The organism is Cellulosilyticum sp. ST5, from assembly GCF_046529625.1.
Taxonomy (GTDB): Bacteria; Bacillota; Clostridia; order Lachnospirales; family Cellulosilyticaceae; genus Cellulosilyticum; species Cellulosilyticum lentocellum.
Genome location: NZ_CP132338.1, coordinates 4,743,812 through 4,762,683, shown reverse-complemented (window position 1 = coordinate 4,762,683; position 18,872 = coordinate 4,743,812). Strand labels below are relative to the sequence as shown.

Sequence of the window (18,872 nt, the reverse complement as noted above, 5' to 3'; positions counted from 1 at the left end):
TCTTATTTTTAAACCCTATCTAGTTTTTCTAATAAATAAGTAGTTGTTTTAATGTATTATCCCAACTGTACTTCAATTCAAAGGCCCTACATATATCTCCAATAGGCAAATACGTCCTGCCATCTATAACTTGAGCTTTCTCACTAAGCTTCACCTGTTCCCCATTTACAAGCATGTAATCTTTATTGATGCCTATTTTAATCTGCTTTTCTCCTTGAATGACTGCTTGCTTATTATTCTTATCCCATATAATTTGATCAGGTGAAATATTAAGTACATAAGTAATGTATCTAATAGGAACCATTAAACGATTATTTTTTGATACAAACACAGAAGCATCCATCTCTATCTTCTGATCATCAATTTCTAATACTTTATTTTTTAATGTAAAGAGTAGTTTAGTATACTTGGGACCATTTCCATTGTTTTCGTTATTATTATTCTGGTTTCCACTGTTCCCACTATTTCCGTTGTTATTACCTTGGTTTCCATTACCCCCATTATTTCCATTGCCATTACTCTGGCCTCCGCTATTCCCATTGTTATTACCTTGGTTTCCACTCCCCCCACTATTTCCGTTGTTATTACCTTGGTTCTCGCTATTCCCACTACCTCCATTGTTATTACCCTGGTTTCCATTCCCCTCATTATTTCCGTTGTTATTTCCCTGGTTTCCGCTATTCCCACTACCTTCATTGTTATTACCTTGGTTTCCATTATTTCCGCTATTACTATCCTCTTTTTTAGTTCCCCCTGTAGTAGTAACCCCTATAATATTGCCCGCTTGATCATATGTGTATTCTATTACAACCCCAGACTCATATGTAACTTTTGTAAGACGATTCAAATCATCATATGTATATGTTTCTGCTTGTACTAGTATCCCCATACAATAGACACTTAATAAGAAAACTCCCCAATGCTTTTTCATATTTTCCCCTTTTGCAAGTATTTTCTAAATATTTTATCATATTTTTGTCTTAAATCCAATATTTTCATCAAATTATACTTATTTCAATTCTCAATATATATTTCCAGAAAAATTTTCAATATAAAAGCCGTTATAAAAGGAACTTTATCTCTTCCTCTTATAACGGCTTTTTATTAACATTGTTTCCAAACTCTCGCTACAATAATAGTCATATCATCATTTTCTTCCCCAGCTAGAAGATTCCTTGTCTTCTCTAGCAAATAACTTGCTAAATATTGAGGATTATTACTTTTTGCTTCTCTTATAAAGTGTTTAAAGGTTTCTTCTTTATTAAGGAAGTCATTTTTACTTTCTAAAATACCATCTGTCACCATGATCACCATGTCACCATCTTTAAGCTGCTTCTTACAGCTTACAATATCAACGCGGTCCAAAATGCCAATAGGTAAACTACTTGCTTTAATGGTGGTTACTTCTTCATCTCGTACTAAGAAGCTCGTAGATGCTCCTAGTTTTAGGAATTCAGCAATGCCTGTATATTCATCTACCAAGGTAATATCCATGGTAGAGAAGTTATCTATATCTGATTTTAATACTAGGGCTGAGTTAATCATTTTAACGGCAACTTCATTTTTAAAGCCTGACTCCATAAAGCTTTCTAACAGCTCGATGGTAGCTGTACTTTCTTCATTAGCAAGTTTACCACTGCCCATACCATCAGCTAGGGCTAAAAGGTATTTGCCACTTGTAAGCTCCATAAAGCTATACACATCCCCTGATATGTCTCCTTTAGCTGCTACTGCAGCACCTGCTGTAATGTTAAACTGCTTTCTAATACCTAATTTAAAATAACAATATTTCTCTTCTATATGATACTCATATTTAATGACATCCACTTTTAAGTCTAAAGCTTCTTGAATCCCTTGTATTAATCGTTCCTTAAGATCCATTTCTCCTTTATAATGGACATAAATATGAATCTCTTCTTTACGGCCATTATTTTCTAGTACCATGATATCTTTGGTTCGAATGCCCTTCATATGTAAATGCTCCCTAATATTTCGTTCATCTTCTTTATTAAAGTAAAACTCACTTTGAATATTAGAAGAGAGTTTTTCAATACTTTCAGAAACGGCTTCAAACTGCTGACTAATAAGCCCCCTAGTTTCCACAAAACGCTTTTGCCATTGGCGTTTCAATTTAAGTAGGTCCATTTTAAAGCCTAAAGTAAAGGCAAAGCTTTCTGCGTTAATACAGGCATTTTTAAATTTTACAGGGATATCTGCTACTGTAATACAGCCTTTTTTCTCTATGGTATCTAACATATCATAGCTAGAAGCATAGGTATCTTTAATATAATCCTGCCAGCAAAAATGGTTCATAGAGCATTTTTGACAAATACATTCTCCTGTATCTTCTATCATATTTTGAATATCAGCTTGTCCAAAATGAACTTCTTTATCCGATATACGCTCAAAAGTCTTACTTAAGTCATTAAAGGCTTTTGAGAAATGATTCAACCTCTCAGTAATAATGGTTTGAACATGTATCAGGTGCTTTTCCTCATCCACATCTATACCATAGCCAAACCAGTCTCCTAGTCCAAAATAATTTCTAGGAATGCACAAACTCATCACCACTGCTCCCACATAAGCCCCTACAATAGGTAAGTCAATCACCCTTTGATTAAATAAAGCAAAGCCTAAAAGCAAACCTAAACCTGCAGCAAAAACAATCCCTACTCGATCCAAAAAATAAAATAAGCCGCCAATGAGTGCTGCAAATAAGTAAATCGCTACAAACTGTGTAGGCATATAACCAATAACTACTAAGACGGTACTAATGATTAAAGTCATAATAATCCCACTGCTCATTCCCCCTAGGAAAATTACAGAAAGAATTAAAATAAATATAAAAACATCCTTGAAGTAAACTCTCTCAAAAAAGGGTACTATCATATAAAAATCCATCATCCCCCCTAAGAGCCCCGCTATTAGGAAACTCATACTAGCCATTTCGTTTTGAGTTAAAGGAGTTGTCCTTTTCTTATCTAAGACTTGGATACTATAAGCTAATATAGTTACCAATCCCATAGCCACTGCTGTCTCTAGTAAACATACTGCCATGCTATAGATCGTAGCTTGTCCTATAAGAAGTGACATCAAGGAAATAATAAATGTACTTAATCCCGTTAAAACAGTTTGATTCTTTGTATTACACTCACTACCAAAAAACTGCATTCCCATGCGAAAGCCCATTAAAAGTAAAAGAATAAGAATATACCTAACTAAGATGGTATCTAATTTCCCAACTGATAATAACCCCAGAATACCTAATACAGCTCCCCATCTTCTCGTTTGCTTGTTCAGATACATTGCTCCAACATAAGCAATGCCCAAGGTATAAAAGCCACCAAACAACTGGATTCTCCCCATAAAAAATGCCATGCAACATAGCATTACTGTCATCCAATTAATCCCTTTTAATAATTCACTTACTGCTATCTTTTTTTTCTCTTCTGTATTAATCAACTTAATCTCTCCCTCCTGCAGCAATATTAATTATACAAACAGTAGGATTAGATTTTTGTAAATATTTGGTAAGCAACACATAAAATTTTGCGACATATTTTATTGATTTACAAACGAAAGGGTGAGTATTTCCCAGGAAAAGCTTTTCTCCACTTGATACTGCTTTTTATCTTGTCGAATGCTTAAGTTAAATCGTAGTAACTATTATATTCTTTTCTTTCTTTATCGTTTAATTTATCCTTGAAAGCTTTTTTAATATCTAAAAAGTGTTCCATATCATTTAAAAATTGATAAAGCATGGCTCTATTTTCAAACTCTTCTCTTGAACTAGGAAGTACGCTTTGCTTGAAACCTTCTTTTAAAGCGTCTAATTCATCTAATAGCACTTCTACCACAATCTTTCCTTTAACAGAATCTGCTACTCGTCTTGTAAAAGCTGCTACCTCATAGCCTTGCTCTACATTCATAAATAAATGTGTAAAGTGTCTTAACATATATTGAAGTACCTGAAACTGACTACTTCGCATGTTGAAATATTTCTCATATGGCGAATCAAAATTAAAAAAATAATTATTGGCATTACGATGTGCCCTCTTTTCTCCATTGGAAAGATGCATTTGTAGCTGTTCAAGTATTTTATCTGTTTCTATAGTAGTAGCTTTCTCCTCTAAGGTATCAGCCATATATGTAAAAAGTTGATACATCTCTTCCTCAATCGCACGTTTATCCTTTAAAAGTTCGGTTTCTATACTAGGCATATATAAATTAAGCACTAAAGCAACTCCCGCACCAACAATCATTAATAAAAGTTCATTGCCTATTAAACTGATACTTGTACTTTGTTCCCCTAATAAATGCGTTACTAAAACAGAGGCTGGTACAATTCCTTCTGTCATCTTAAATCTAGCAGCTATAGGAATAAAGAACACTAGATATAATCCAAATACATAAGGTCTGAAACCTAAAATCTGAAATAAAATACTTCCTATCAATAAAGCTACGCAAGTAGCAATAAATCTTCTAACTGCTATTTGCATAGATTCTTTCTTAGTACTCTGTATACTTAAAATGGTAATAATACCTGCTGAAGCCATATATTTAAGTCCTATAAGGTCTGCTATAACCATAGCAATACTGGCACCTAAACCTGTTTTAATCGTTCTTACTCCAACGATTCTTTTCATTTCCTTTCCCTCCTCATTTTTATTCACTTCACATTTAACTTACACTACAATTTATAAGCTATACTACTATAGATATAGATTAAATTATGCCTATTCCAATATGCTTAGCATATAATAAAAGGTATCAATGTATAAGGTAAGCGTTCATACATCTCTCTTCATTCTTCATATATCTCTACCTCTATTTTACTTTACAAGCAGCAAAAAAAGAAGAGCTATAAAACTTTAAAGTTTTATAGCTCTTCTTTTAAGAAATGGTCGCTATAGGGCTCGAACCTATGACCCCCTGCTTGTAAGGCAGGTGCTCTCCCAGCTGAGCTAAGCGACCATAGTAGCGGAAAAGGGATTTGAACCCATGACACCACGGGTATGAACCGTGTGCTCTAGCCAACTGAGCTATTCCGCCATATTTTTTCTGTGCCTCAAGCACTTTTGTAGTATATCCTATTACTTGTCATAATGCAAGTGTTTTTTTCATTTTTTATGTTTTTTTATTAAGATTTTATTCAGTATTATTTTCCTAGTATGGTTTACAGAAGATTTACTTATACTACTATTATAAAATGAAGCAAACCTCTTTATTTTATAGTGCTTTAGCGATACCTCACCTTATAGGTGGTTATTAACCACACGGACTATGTTGTTTGGCTTTAGCAAAGATCTTATTAACCAATAAAATCCACTCTATTAAGAGTGGATTTTATACTTATTTTTAATTACATGAGTCCTTGCTTTCTAAGTTCACACATCAATTGTCTGTTGAAATTTTCACAATCCTTTGCGCTTCTTTCACGATCTCCTGGTATATTCGGTGAATAAGCTATATACTGCCTAAGTACTTCTAGCTGTTCTTCTTTCCCATTACTGTAAATGCGCTCATGTAAATGCCCCCCTGTCCCATGGATTGCATAATATTCTACATAGGGCCCATCTTCATTTTCTTGCATGACCACCTTAAGCAGCCATTCTCTAGCAGGAATTGTTTTCTTGTTACCTATAAATAGGTCTTCTTCATTAAGTAAGTTTTCTGCTGATGGAAATTTCCTAGTAAACCTTTCTTTAATCATATTATACATAATCCCACCCCCCTTAATTAATATGCAGGTGTATAATATCTTTTATACATATATTATACTATATGAGTTAAAATTTTAAAAGTTTTATTTATTTTTTCTACTTAGTTAACATTTTTATTTTTTATAGTTATTTATTTTTCACAAATATATTTTATATTTCGTTGTTTCTAGGTGTATATTGTACAATTTCATTTTTCAAGATACTTCACTTCTTAAAACTAAACCCAAGCCTTTTTCTCCCCACTTGATTAGTTTATTCTAGTACTATCTCATTTATGCCTAATAATATATATCTCTTTTGATTTTCAAAAACAAAAAAGCATAAAAGCAACCTTCAGTGTATCTCACATTTAATCACAAGGTTATCTTTTATGCTTCTCTATAATGAAAATACTATTATTTATTGCTATTAACGCTTTCCAATCTCTTTATCTTCTTCAGTTAATACACTATGTTCTTTAATATAATCAACAATTTCTTCAAGCTTTGTAAAAGCAAGCCCTACATAGCTGTCTGCTGCACCATAATAAATAGCTATTTTTCCAGTAGCTGAGTCATGAACTGTTGCACATGGGAAAGTAACATTTGGCACAAAACCACGTTCCTCAAACCATTCTTCTGGTGTTAGAAGGAAAGTTTCACATCTATATTTTACAATAGAAGGATTATCTATATCTAAAATAGCACCACCTATACTGTAGACATAGCCATTACAGGTTCCTGAAACACCATGATAGAATAAAAGCCATCCTTCAGTCGTTTCAATAGGAGCTGCACCACCACCAATTTTCAGTGACTCCCACCATTGTTTTCCTTTACCCATAACGTGTCTATGTTTTCCCCAGTAAACAAGATCAGGGCTTTCACTTAAGAATATATCACCGAAAGGTGTATGTCCACTATCGCTTGGTCTAGATAGCATCATGAAATTGCCATTAATTTTTCTAGGGAATAATACAGCATTTCGATTAAATGGTAAGAATGGATTTTCTACTCTTACAAAGGTTTTAAAATCTGTTGTTTTTGCCATTCCAATGGCTGCACCATAAAAGTCTTGACACCAAATAATATAGTAAGTATCTTCAACTTTGACTAAACGTGGATCATATGCGTAGATTGGCATAAAAGGATTGCCATCTTCATCTATAAAAGGTATTTTGTTTTCATCAAAATCCCACTTAATTCCATCTTTACTTCTTCCCATATAAATATAAGGAATGCCATTGGTTTGTTCTCCACGAAATACACCAATAAATTCATCTTCATAGGGCATTACTGCGCTATTAAATATTCTAGCTACACCCTTTACTGGATTTCTTCCGATAATAGGATTTTCTGTATATCTCCATATAGGAGCTCCTACTATCCCTTCTGGCTTTTCTTGCCAAGGTACATTTTTCACTTCTGGTGATAACATTTTTAATTCACTCATTTTTAATTTACCTCTCAGTCAATTTTCATCCTACTTTTTCTGTGTTATTTCTAAATTAGCACATTTTCCCATTGCGTATTTTACTAACTGAGCATATTCTCCTTCTTCTTCTATTCCATTTAATTGCTTGTAATAAAGCATATGCAAAAACACTACGAGTTCTATAATAAATAAGAATATAAAACCTGAAGCGAGTAAAATTTTTACAATAAGTCCTTGAAAAAAGAAAGTAAAAATAACCATTGCACTAAATAACGGGATTAATAAAGTTGGCTTATAAAACATACAAAACGCAACTTCTACCAATGTCATTTTATTAGCTATAAACACATAAAACCCTGCAATATAAAAGATCATAGTAAGTAAAAGAGCTATTATAACTAAGCAAAGTACCGCATACATAGTCATCTCTAATTTTACTGCAACCATTATTCCTACAATATTAAATAGCAAAATTAAATTAACAGGAATAAAGCGAAGTAAACATAAGGCTTTTTTGAATTCTCTAAAAAAACTTTTAATAATACTGTCATTAATATCAAATTCGTTGTAAATAATCATTCTCCCAGTAACAAATGCTGCTGCAATAGATGGAATCATAAGTAAAGTCCCTGATAAAAGCGTAATGCCAAAACATAAAACACTTACGAATAAAATGACATGTATTGCGGACATTACCTTATAAAGAAGAGATTCCTTCATCATGACTTCACTGCACCTGCCAATCCATAGAAAATATATTTTTGTAAGAAAATATATGCAATACCTATTGGAATAATACCAATGAGAATCGCCGCTGCTACAATTTCAAACGGTGTTGCCGTATTACCAAAGAATTTATAAAGTGCTACGGTAAAGGTCTGTACATCTTTTCTTAAATAAAGATTTGGAACGTAGAAATCATTATAATATCCAATTCCATTCAAGATTAAAAGCGTTGTACAAGCTGGCTTTAGAAGCGGAAGAATAATCTTTCCATAAATTGTAAAATAATTTGCTCCATCAATTAAAGCTGCTTCATCTAATTCACTTGATAAAGAATCAAGTAAATTAAACATAATATAAATACCTATAATACCTACACCAGAATATAAAATAATAACACTAGGCATTTTATTTACTAATTTAAGCTTATACATAATTTGAAACACTACTGTTTGCGTTGTTACAAGAGGAATGAACATAGTCATGGTAAATAGCGCCATGATTAATTTCTTCAATTTAAATTCAAAACGATGGAGCACATAAGAGACCATAGTTGTAAACATGATTTGAATAGTTAATGAAACGCCTAAAATAATAGCGGTATTAACAAGTGCTTTTCCAAGATTACCTACTTTTATGGCATATTTAAAGTTATAACTATTAAACCAATTTACAGGTCCTTGAAGTACACTTGTCGTTGCATATTCGGTACCAGTTTTAAAGGCCATAAAGATGAGTGGAATGATTGGAATAATAACAAAACATGCTGACAATATTAAAAACAGATAACGGAATACTTTAAATCCTTTACTTTCTTGTATCATTCTATTCCTCTCCTCTCTTAGTTACTATATTTTGTAATAGTACTGCCAGTACTACAACAAAGAATACAACAACAGATAAAGCTGCTGCAAATCCTAAACGACTATCTGAGAATGCACTCTGTTGGATTTGAATAACAGGTGTAACTGTTCCATTAGAACCATTCATCATAATATAAGGTATTTCAAATACTTGAATAGAGCCAGAAATGCTCAATAAAATATTGATAAATAATACATTTTTAATAAATGGAATAGATATATATTTAATTTCTTGCCATTTTGTACAACCATCTACTGCTGCTGCTTCATATAATTCAGATGGTATAGTCTGCAAAGCGCCAAAGAACATAATAAAGTTCATACCATAATAACGCCAAATACTAATAGAAGCTATAGATGGATTAACTAATTTTAAATTCTGTAACCATTGTGGTCCATCTATTCCTAAATAACCTAATAATGTATTTAACGTACCTGAGTTATTAAAGAAGATAATAAAAATCGTAGATACAATAACACCATTAAGTAAATAAGGAATAATTAAAATAGATTTAAATACATTAAGTCCACGGAATTTTCCGTTTACTACAATCGCCAAACCGAATGCAAAAATCAGTTGTGGTATAGCTACAACCATGTACCAAAGACAATTTTTGAATACTTTAAGATATTGTGGATCTGTAAAAATACGTTGGTAGTTTTTTAGCCCGATAAATTTAGGGGTACCTACACCCTTATAGTTCGTAAGACTCCAGTAGAAATTGGTGAATATTGGAATATACGAAAAAATCAAGAGGTGGATAACGGGTATAATTAAAAATGTAAATATAATGATTCTGCTATTCTTATCCTGTCTCATTTTTGGCTCCTTCCCTGCTAAAAATATATAACATTAAAGAGGGGGGAGGCATCCTCCCTCCTCTTTAATGTTACTTAACTTATGCAGTCAACTAAGAATTTCTATTCTTGCCAAGATACTCCTAATTCATCTCTATATTCAACATAAGCTTTATTTTGTGCTTCTACTTGTTTGTTGTATGCTGTCCAATCATCTGGTTTTGTTACGTCTAATGCATCAAATAATAAACCTGCATATTTGTAATCTGCCCATAAGTTTGCTTCTGTTAATACATTTTGGTTATTGATTGTGTTTTGAGTTTGTGCTGGTTGCATCATTGCTATAGCTTCACCAGATTCTACCATTTGATCGATAATGCTATAAAGTTCTGGTACTACAGGAGTAACACCTTTTTTGTTTGCAATGTATCCACTGTCTGCTATAAATTGTGCATCTTCAGATACATACTCAATAAATGCTCTTGCTGCTTCTTTGTTTTTAGAGAATTTGCTGATAGCCCAGTTATCTGCTGGTGCTGCTAATACATAACGACCACTTCCAAAGTCAGGAGCTGGTGCGAATTTAATGATAGAAGGATCTGTTCCTGCTGGTACACGACCTTGAATTTGAGGTACTACCCAAGAACCGAATAACATCATAGCTGCTTTACCATAAGCTACAGAGTCCATTGCAACACCAAAGTCTGTATAAACTTCTGGTTCAAAGAAACCTTTTGCTTTCCACTCTGTATACATTTTAATTGTTTTTCCAACTGGTTCTGTTTCACTAAATGGTGTATCACTCTTTAACATTGATTCGAATGCATTTGGAACACCAGATACATAAGCTGCAAAGTCATTAAGAGTAGCTAAAGGCCAGTTTTCAACTCTATGTATAGAAATTGGTGTGATGCCTGCTGCACGAATTTTTTCGCACATTTCTTCAAATTCAGCTTGTGTTGCTGGAATAGCATCATAACCTACTGATTTTAATACTTCTTCATTATATACTACAGCTTGGTTATATGCTTTACCTGGCATGATACTAAAGATGTTTTTCTCATCATTAGGCATTGCATATGCATAGTCACCATATAACTCTACTGCTTCTTCAACTGTGCAATATGGTTCTGTGTAAGCAGCCCATTGCTCTAAACTCCAGTTAGGAGCTGTGAAAACATCAACACTGTCATCTTCAACTTTAAATAAAGGCTCAATTTCACTTTCATTAGTAATTACATTTAATTCAACATTAATACCTGTTTCTTGTGTGAATTTCTCAGCTAAATGTTTTAAGATAGCTGTAGATTCATCACGGTAAGTATTACCTGCATCATCTTTCTTTTCTTCTCCTAGAACTCTATTTCCCCCGTGAGTATAAACACTGATAGTTGTTCCTGCAAGAGAAGAGGTATCTTTTTCTGCTTCAGCTGATGCGCTTGGAGCTGCGGAAGGTGATGCTGCTGGTTCGTCAGTTTTTGTTTGGTTGCCACCACAACCTGCAAGTAAAGATGATGCCATAGCTGTCGTTAACAATAAGGTAAATAATTTCTTTTTCATAATTTCCCTCCTGAAGTTAATTTTTTAATTTTTTTAACTTAATATTATTTTAAATCACTTTGTTTATTTAGTCATCACCTTTTCTTGCAATTTATATCACTATATTGATTTTTTTATATTAAATATTAATTTTTTATATTAGTTCGTTTATTTTTTTGTCTATTTTAACCACCCCAAAATTGTATTTACTGAATTTTAGCTTATACTTTTACATTAATAAAACTAAATCTATATTTTTTAGCTTATTTTAATTTAAAACTATACTTGATACGACATAATAAAGTAAAAATAGTAAAAAATAAGGATAGCTCCTAGGAGCTATCCTTATTTTACTTTATTCGTTTTTACCGCAACAAGCTTTATATTTTTTACCACTACCACATGGGCAAAGATCATTTCTTCCAACTTTTTCTTTTTTAACTATAGGTTTTGCACCTAAGCTATCATCTTGGTGATTAACAGCTACTGGTTCTGCCACACGCTCACGCTTAATCTCTACGTTTTCTCTAATTCTTACGTGATATAGTGCTCTTACTGTCTCTAATTTAATATTTTCTGTCATTTCCTCGAAAATATCAAAGCTTTGGAAGCGATATTCTACAATTGGATCTCTCTGACCATATGCTTGAAGGTTAACACCTTGTTTCATTTGATCCATATTGTCTAAATGATCCATCCATTTTTGATCGATTACTTTAAGTAAAATAACACGTTCAATTTCTCTTAATTGTTCGCCTATTTCTTCTTCTTTAGCATTATATAATCTTTCTGCTTCTTCATATAATCTTTCTTTTAACGCAAGCGCAGTAAGACCTTGTTGTTCTTCTTTAGTATAATTCACATTTTCTACTGGTATAACACTGCGTAAATGCTCAAGCATAGCTGGAAGATTCCATTCTTCTGCATATTCAATACCATGAGTTGCGTTGTCTACAATTGTGCTAATAACATCTTTAGCCATGGTTACAATGTTATCACGTAAGTTTTCATTTTTGAGTACTTTATAACGTTCACCATAAATGATTTCTCTTTGTTCATTCATGATTTTATCATATTCTAATAAATGCTTACGTACACCAAAGTTATTTCCTTCAACTTTCTTTTGAGCACGCTCAATAGCAGAAGAAAGAATTTTGTGTTCAATTGGCTCATCATCTGGAAGACCAAGTGCATCAAACATTTTGAGTGTTGATTCTGGTGTAAATAATCTCATTAAATCATCTTCAAGTGCAAGGTAGAATCTAGATTCACCTGGGTCACCCTGACGTCCTGAACGTCCACGGAGCTGATTATCAATACGTCTTGATTCATGACGTTCTGTACCAATAATTTTAAGACCGCCTAATGCTTGTACACCTTCTTCAAGCTGAATATCTGTACCACGACCAGCCATGTTTGTAGCAATGGTAACAGCACCTTTTTTACCTGCTAAAGCAATGATTTCAGCTTCTTTTGCATGGTACTTCGCATTAAGTACTTGATGTGGTACCCCTTCGCGTTTAAGTAATTTACTTAGAAGTTCTGAAGTATCAATTGTTACTGTACCAACAAGTACTGGTTGCCCCTTAGCATGAGATGCTTTAATGTCTTCAATAACAGCTTTAAACTTAGCATCCTCTTTCTTAAATACGATATCTGGATGATCTTTACGTAAGACAGGCATATTAGTTGGAATAACAATAACGTCCATACCATAAATATCTCTAAACTCAGCTTCTTCTGTAAGAGCTGTACCTGTCATACCTGATTTCTTAGCGTATTTATTGAAGTAGTTTTGGAAAGTAATGGTAGCAAGTGTTTGACTTTCTTTTCTAACTTCAACCCCTTCTTTTGCTTCGATAGCTTGGTGAAGACCATCTGAGTAACGACGTCCATCCATTAAACGTCCTGTAAATTCATCAACGATAATAATTTCACCTTTTTCGTTAATGATATAGTCTTTTTCTCTATGCATTAAGTTGTGAGCTTTGAGGGCAATATTGATGTGATGTTGAATTTCCATATTCTCTGGATCTGCTAGGTTGTCAAGTCCAAAATACTGTTCTGCTTTTTTTATACCATCTTGAGTAAGGGTTACCGTCTTTTGTTTCTCATCTACAACGAAATCCCCTTCTTCTTCAATCTCTTCTCTCATAAGATTACTCATAGCAGATTCTTCTCCTAAGAGACGCCCTTTTGTTAAACGACGTACAAATACGTCAGCTGATGTGTAAAGCTTAGTAGATTTAGAACCTTGTCCTGAAATAATAAGTGGTGTTCTAGCTTCATCGATAAGAACAGAGTCAACCTCATCGATTACCGCAAAGTTAAGGTCTCTCTGTACCATTTCCTCTGCATAAATAACCATATTATCACGTAGATAATCGAAACCAAACTCATTATTAGTTCCATAAGTAATATCATTGTTATAAGCTTCACGCCTAGCATCATTTTTCATATCACTAAGGATACATCCTACTGAAAGTCCTAAGAAATTATGCACTTGTCCAATTTCCTGTGAGTCACGTTGCGCTAAGTAATCGTTAACAGTAACAACGTGTACCCCTTTACCTTCAAGTGCATTTAAATAAGCAGGAAGCATACCTACTAAAGTCTTACCTTCACCAGTTCTCATCTCTGCTATACGCCCATTGTGAAGGATAATACCACCCATGATTTGTACACGGAAGTGCTTTTTACCAAGTACACGCCAGCTAGCTTCTCTACATACAGCATAAGCTTCTGGTAAAATGTCATCTAAGGTTTCACCTTTTTCTAAACGCTCTTTAAACTCTACAGTCTTGTGCTTTAATTCATCATCTGAAAGCTTTTGCATAGCTTCATCATACGATTCTACTTTCGCAACGATAGGTTCAATTCTTTTAAGCTCTCTTTGGGAGTGAGTCCCAAAAATTTTATCTATTATCTTCAAACTATTCACCCTCTTTATCTTTATATGTATGTTAAGTATTTCTATCCGTCTTTTTCTTTCTATTCAAACATCAGCCTTAAGTATAACAAATATTAAATTGCATTACAACTAGGTGCTTAATCCAATTATACCCATTATATTAGCTTTAAACCTACTTCTTTTCAAGTTTTACGTTTAAAGTGTTTATATTATCTAACTTGCATGCAAAAAGGGGTGTAAGAGCAAGCTTTAGCTCTTACACCCCTTAGCTATCATTTTTATTCTAATACAGGTTCGATAAGACCATATGTGCCATTTTTTCTCTTGTAAACTACATTAACTTCTTCTGTCTCACCATCTAAGTATACAAAGAAATTATGTCCAACTAATTCCATTTGAAGTACTGCTTCCTCTGCACTCATAGGCTTAATAGCAAATTTCTTTGTTTTTTCAATTTTGAGTGCTACTTCATCACTAGCATCTTCTTCTAAGAAGCTTGGTGTGAACTCACTAACTGTATTTCTATGTTTATCTCTTAATCTATTCTTATACTTATTAATTTGTTTTTCTATTACTGCTACGGCATCATCCATAATATTGTACATATTCTTGCCTTCAACTTCTGCTCTTAATACTGAGCCGTTAAAAGGAATAGTAATCTCAATAATATGGCTTAATTTTTCTACACTAAGTGTAATTTGGGCCATAACACTATCATTAAAATATTTATCTAATTTAACGATTTTCTCCTCCACTGCATTTTCTAGTGCTGCTGTTAGTTCGATGTTTTTTCCACTAATGTTGTATTTCATATTGCATCTCTCCTTTCAACTCTATGAAGTCTCTGTCTTTAATATCATAGGGTTATACTATAATTATTCTACACATAATGCGCTTTTCCTCTTTTTTATAGTATATTTTTAAATTTAGTTTAAAATTCCAATATAAATTTAGTATGAATTAAAATGAGATGCTATATAATTATTTGTTATTAAACTTTGTAAAAATAAAAGGCGATGATTTTCTAGATTAAAATCGTCGCCTTTTCAATCTGATTTATCAAGATGGTGTGTATTACACCTTCTTATGCTTGTAAAAATTGGCTAATCGCTTTTTTATATTTATTCATAACTAGTAGTGTGACAGGAATACCCATTACCATAACGACTATAAATTCACCAAAGCCTACACTTGCCATGGATGAGATTAACGCTACTACTGCCCCGTGTTCACTTGGCAGACTAAAGCCTGCGAAGTAAAGCATTGCACCTACAATAATGGCATTAAATACTACTGGCCACATAGAAGCAACCCAAATACCTTTCTTACTACCCTTGAAGATTTTAGCTGTGTAGCTGATAGCACCTACGCTTATTAAAGTTGCTAAAGTACCAAAGATACAATCCAGCACAGGTGTTGGTGAAAATAAAAGGTTAGCTAAAAAGCATCCTAAAGTTAAACCAATTGTAGCAAGCGGATTGAAATAAGCTAAAAATACCATAATCTCTGATAAACGTAGCTGAAGTGGTGTAAAGCTAATAGTCATAAATAATCCTGTTAATGCGGCATAAATAGCTGCTACTAAAGCTATTTGCACAAGCTGTTTGGTAGTAATCTTTGTTTTCATCATTTTGATTTCCCCTTTTTAAAATAAATTTAGCCGAGGTAAATGATTAATAGATTATTCTTACAAATAAAAAATCGTAGGAATAGGTTCCTACGATAAATGTATTGCAAGCGGTGCATCAAAAGACAGAGCTTTCTTTAAGAAAACTCTATCTCACCGTTTGTTAATCTTATTATTTACCGTAGTTTTGTTTAAAGACAGGAGGCTTTCGAACTGTCTGCATATTATTACTAGCTTAACTATTATACTCTCTTCCTCTTCATTTTTCAAGCTAGTCACCCTCTAAGAATAACTGCTGTTCTTTATTCATTATTCATTATTAATTGTTCTTTAGCTGTTTCCGATTTTTCACTTCTCACATGCATATACTCAGCTGTTATTACAGCAGTCAAAATCAGAGTGGCTCCTATAATCATTTGAAGTGTTAATGCTTCTTTTAAAATAAGTACAGATAATGCTGTCCCAAATACAGATTCCATACATAAAATAATAGCTGCTCTTGAAGCTGAAGTATATTTTTGCCCTATCGTTTGGCAAAGAAACGCACAAAAGCTACTAAATACACCTAAATAAACAACAGGTATAGCCATTTCCATACTAATAGCCTTAGGCGGCTCTTCAAATAATAAGGCACAAATAAAGCCTAAAACGCAGCAAGTAATCATTTGTAAAATAGCTAATACAATGGCATCCATTTTATCTGCATACTGACCTAATACAGTAATGTGAGCTGCGAAAAATACGGCACATAAAATGCCTAAAAGCTCTCCACCACCGACGCTAAAACCTGCTTCTTGATTTAAATTTAAAAAACCAAAGCCAACTACAGCAATTAATCCTGCTATAAGGTTGTATTTTTTAATATGTTGTTTAAATACAACAAAAGTAAGAAAAGGAACAATAATAACATTTAATGCAGTTAAAAAGGATAATTTTCCTACACTAATATAAAGAGCTCCCACTGTTTGAAAGGTAAAACCTAAAAATAAAAAGGTACCAATCATACAGCCAGGTAAGAGGTCCTCTTTTTTAATCGCTTTAAATTTCTTCCAAAATAAAATAATCATCAAAACACTTGCGATAGCAAAACGAATCGCTATCATATAAAAAGGTGATAAGGTATCTAGCGATTTAGATACACCTATAAACCCTCCACCCCATACAATTGCTGTTATTAAAAGGAGTAAATCTCCTATGCCTTTAGGTATATTCTTTGTATTAGTCATCGCCTGTCATCCTCCATTATTTATGTACATATACTTAAATAATATAATTCATTTACTTTATTTATAAAAGTTTTATTTTTCATTTTTTGTGCATTCGCCATATTATTGTCGTTTTTTTACATATTATGTCGTATATTTTTTTACCATTTATACAATTCGCACTAAAACCCTCACTTATTTTGATGTTATTTTAAATTTTTCTTAACTTTATGATATAATATTTTAAAAGGGGTGATTAATATGAATCATTTTAAACTTTCTCAGTTAAAGCTAAGCCGCAAACTTATGCTCATGTTTGTGCTAGTTAGCTTAATTCCGATGGTACTCATGGGGATATTCTCTACTTCTAGTGCCAAACAATCGCTTACCGACCTTCAGGAACTTTTACTTAATAAGCAACTCAGTACTAATATTCAAGTAGCAAACCGTTATTTATATAATGCTTATGGAGATATTGCTCTTAAGGATAATGTTCTAGTTACTTCCTCTGGTGAGCCTATTACGTCTGAAGATGAAATGATTGACACTTTAGGAGAAGACTTAGATGTATATGCTACTTTATTTGTCAAAAACAGTGAAGGTTTCATGCGAGTAAATACCAATGTATTAAATGAGCAAGGTGAAAAAGCAATCAATACCTATTTAGATACTTCTAGCGCTGCTTATAATACAGTTAATAGTGGTGAAAAATATGTCGGCTATGCAAAGATATTAGATGAGAATTACTTTACTATTTATGAACCTCTAAAAGATTCTAATGGTACTATAATTGGTATCCTTTTTCTAGGTGTTGCAACTAAAGATTCTTTGGCTGCCATTAGTAGTAGTATCCAAGCTTCTACTTTATCCATTACTATTGGTATTATATTTACCTGTTTATTAGGTCTTATTATTGCAATTCTTCTATCTAGCTCTATTACAAAACCTATTCAAGTTGTCATTAATCATGCTAAGAAAATTGCTAGTTATGAAATTGGCGAAAGCTTACCTGATACATATATCACACGCCCAGATGAAGTCGGTGATTTAGCACGAGCAACAATAGATATTCAAGATAACCTAAAAAATATGGTTCAAGAAATTAAAGGTGTTTCTAAAATGGTAGCTGACTCTTCTACTCAGCTTAGTGTCAACTCTTCTGAAACCTCTGTTGCTACTGATGAAATTGCACGTTCTACTACAGAAATTGCTCAAGGTGCTTCAGACCAAGCTAGTAGCACCACTGAAGGTTTAAATAAACTCAAAGATTTAGGAGATTTATTAGACCAAGATAGCCACAGCGTTGATGCTCTTAATGAACTCTCTGAAAAGATTTCTGCCCTTACTAATACTGGCTTAAGTATTATTGAAACCCTGACTGCTAAGACTAACGAAAGTAATGCTCATGTTTCCGATGTATATGCTAGCATCATGAAAACTAACGAAAGCTCTTCTCAGATTGGTGAAGTTAGTAATTTAATTACCAGCATTTCTTCTCAGACGAATTTACTAGCCCTTAATGCTTCGATTGAAGCAGCCAGAGCTGGTGAACACGGCCGCGGCTTTGCTGTAGTTGCTGAAGAAATTCGTAAATTAGCAGAACAAACAGCTGCCTCTACAAAAATGATTGATGCCTTGGTAGTCACTCTTCAAGCTGATGCTAGTAATGCTGTAGCCACTACTAGCAAAGTAAAAGAAACCCTGGCTATTCAATCAGAAAGTGTTATCACTACAGAAACTAAATATAAAGAAATCGCTAATGCCATTCAGGAATCTACAAAAATGGCTGAACTCCTACATCATTCTAGCGAGCTACTAACTACTAAGAAAAATGAACTTTATGAAACCATGCATGATCTAGCTTTGGTAGCTCAATCTAATGCAGCTGCCACTGAGGAAGCATCTGCCTGTATAGAAGAACAATCTGCTTCTATTCTAGAATTACTTAATTCTAGTAAGACCCTAGCCGAACTTTCTCATTCTCTACATAAATTAATCGAACGATTCAAACTTTAAACCAAAAGCTGTTGCATTAAGTGCAACAGCTTTTTTCTTTTCCTCCATATATCT

The 18,872-nt window shown here is 33.2% G+C and carries 14 protein-coding genes and 2 tRNA genes; 1 reads left to right on the top strand and 15 read right to left on the bottom strand.

Annotated elements, in window-relative coordinates; translation table 11 throughout:
* Positions 1-28: 28 nt before the first annotated feature.
* The 15 genes from QTL86_RS22755 to QTL86_RS22685 form a co-directional block, all read right to left on the bottom strand.
* Positions 29-931, bottom strand: a complete 903-nt coding sequence (locus QTL86_RS22755; protein ID WP_127067732.1) for a stalk domain-containing protein — start codon at positions 929-931, stop codon at positions 29-31.
* A 173-nt stretch (positions 932-1,104) separates the two neighbouring features.
* Complete coding sequence (gene spoIIE / locus QTL86_RS22750; protein WP_410496118.1) at positions 1,105-3,462, bottom strand: stage II sporulation protein E; 2,358 nt, start codon at positions 3,460-3,462, stop codon at positions 1,105-1,107.
* 182 nt (positions 3,463-3,644) lie between these two features.
* Complete coding sequence (locus tag QTL86_RS22745; protein WP_410496117.1) at positions 3,645-4,646, bottom strand: aromatic acid exporter family protein; 1,002 nt, start codon at positions 4,644-4,646, stop codon at positions 3,645-3,647.
* Between the two features lie 255 nt (positions 4,647-4,901).
* A tRNA-Val gene (locus QTL86_RS22740) sits at positions 4,902-4,974 on the bottom strand.
* Between the two features lie 4 nt (positions 4,975-4,978).
* Positions 4,979-5,052: transfer RNA gene (locus QTL86_RS22735), tRNA-Met, on the bottom strand.
* A 310-nt stretch (positions 5,053-5,362) separates the two neighbouring features.
* Positions 5,363-5,722 carry a hypothetical protein gene (locus QTL86_RS22730; RefSeq protein ID WP_127067735.1) on the bottom strand — a complete coding sequence of 120 codons (360 nt, stop codon included), beginning with the start codon at positions 5,720-5,722 and terminating at the stop codon, positions 5,363-5,365.
* A 409-nt stretch (positions 5,723-6,131) separates the two neighbouring features.
* Positions 6,132-7,154 (bottom strand): glycoside hydrolase family 130 protein, encoded by a 1,023-nt coding sequence (locus tag QTL86_RS22725; RefSeq protein WP_013658367.1) that lies wholly within the window; start codon positions 7,152-7,154, stop codon positions 6,132-6,134.
* Between the two features lie 30 nt (positions 7,155-7,184).
* Complete coding sequence (locus QTL86_RS22720) at positions 7,185-7,829, bottom strand: hypothetical protein (RefSeq protein WP_410496116.1); 645 nt, start codon at positions 7,827-7,829, stop codon at positions 7,185-7,187.
* A gap of 26 nt (positions 7,830-7,855) precedes the next feature.
* Positions 7,856-8,683, bottom strand: a complete 828-nt coding sequence (locus tag QTL86_RS22715) for a carbohydrate ABC transporter permease (RefSeq protein ID WP_127067736.1) — start codon at positions 8,681-8,683, stop codon at positions 7,856-7,858.
* Position 8,684: 1 nt separating this feature from the next.
* Positions 8,685-9,542 carry a carbohydrate ABC transporter permease gene (locus QTL86_RS22710; RefSeq protein WP_127067737.1) on the bottom strand — a complete coding sequence of 286 codons (858 nt, stop codon included), beginning with the start codon at positions 9,540-9,542 and terminating at the stop codon, positions 8,685-8,687.
* A 101-nt stretch (positions 9,543-9,643) separates the two neighbouring features.
* Positions 9,644-11,080, bottom strand: coding sequence for an ABC transporter substrate-binding protein (locus QTL86_RS22705; protein ID WP_127067738.1), 1,437 nt, complete (start codon positions 11,078-11,080; stop codon positions 9,644-9,646).
* 334 nt (positions 11,081-11,414) lie between these two features.
* On the bottom strand, positions 11,415-13,991 hold the full coding sequence (gene secA, locus QTL86_RS22700; protein WP_127067739.1) for a preprotein translocase subunit SecA: 2,577 nt from the start codon (positions 13,989-13,991) through the stop codon (positions 11,415-11,417).
* 257 nt (positions 13,992-14,248) lie between these two features.
* A complete protein-coding gene (gene hpf / locus QTL86_RS22695; protein WP_127067740.1) occupies positions 14,249-14,782 on the bottom strand; it encodes a ribosome hibernation-promoting factor, HPF/YfiA family in 534 nt (177 codons plus the stop codon).
* Positions 14,783-15,054: 272 nt separating this feature from the next.
* A complete protein-coding gene (locus QTL86_RS22690; protein WP_330547567.1) occupies positions 15,055-15,600 on the bottom strand; it encodes a QueT transporter family protein in 546 nt (181 codons plus the stop codon).
* Between the two features lie 299 nt (positions 15,601-15,899).
* On the bottom strand, positions 15,900-16,823 hold the full coding sequence (locus tag QTL86_RS22685) for a DMT family transporter (RefSeq protein ID WP_410496114.1): 924 nt from the start codon (positions 16,821-16,823) through the stop codon (positions 15,900-15,902).
* 240 nt (positions 16,824-17,063) lie between these two features.
* Between QTL86_RS22685 and QTL86_RS22680 the strand changes: the two genes are divergently transcribed.
* Positions 17,064-18,818, top strand: coding sequence for a methyl-accepting chemotaxis protein (locus tag QTL86_RS22680; RefSeq protein WP_410496113.1), 1,755 nt, complete (start codon positions 17,064-17,066; stop codon positions 18,816-18,818).
* Positions 18,819-18,872: the final 54 nt, after the last annotated feature.